The sequence below is a fragment of the Curtobacterium sp. MCBA15_005 genome, assembly GCF_001864855.1.
In the GTDB taxonomy this organism is placed as follows: Bacteria; Actinomycetota; Actinomycetes; order Actinomycetales; family Microbacteriaceae; genus Curtobacterium; species Curtobacterium flaccumfaciens.
Window position 1 is genome coordinate 1 of the sequence record NZ_MJGL01000063.1, and the last position, 365, is coordinate 365.

At 74.8% G+C, this 365-nt stretch carries 1 protein-coding gene; it reads right to left on the reverse strand.

All coding sequences use genetic code 11. The features are described 5' to 3' along the window. Positions 1-67 precede the first annotated feature (67 nt). The coding region (locus tag BIU89_RS15330; RefSeq protein ID WP_302847414.1) for a transporter associated domain-containing protein at positions 68-365 on the reverse strand (298 nt) is incomplete at its 5' end.

Here is a 365-nt window from a genome sequence, read left to right on the forward strand (position 1 = left end):
CGTCGGCGTCTGGCGGGGTGGTGCGACCGCCTGCGCCAGGGGCTTTCCCCCCCGCTCTGTCCCGCGGTCAGGACGCGGCGTCGGCTCCGATGCGCACGCGCGCGACGCGGTGACCGTCCATGGCGGTCACCTCGAGACGGTGTCCACCGGCCAGGACGACGTCGCCGACCTCGGGCACGCGGTCCAGCTGCACCTGCACGAGCCCACCCACGGTCTCGTAGTCGCCGTCCGGCAGGACGGGGCCGCCGTCCGCGGCCAGGTCCTCGAGCACGGTGGCGCCGTCGACGCCGTCGTGCGCCAGCACGGACTCGTCGTACTCGGTGGAGTCCCACTCGTCGCGGATGCGGCCGACGAGGTCCTCGAGC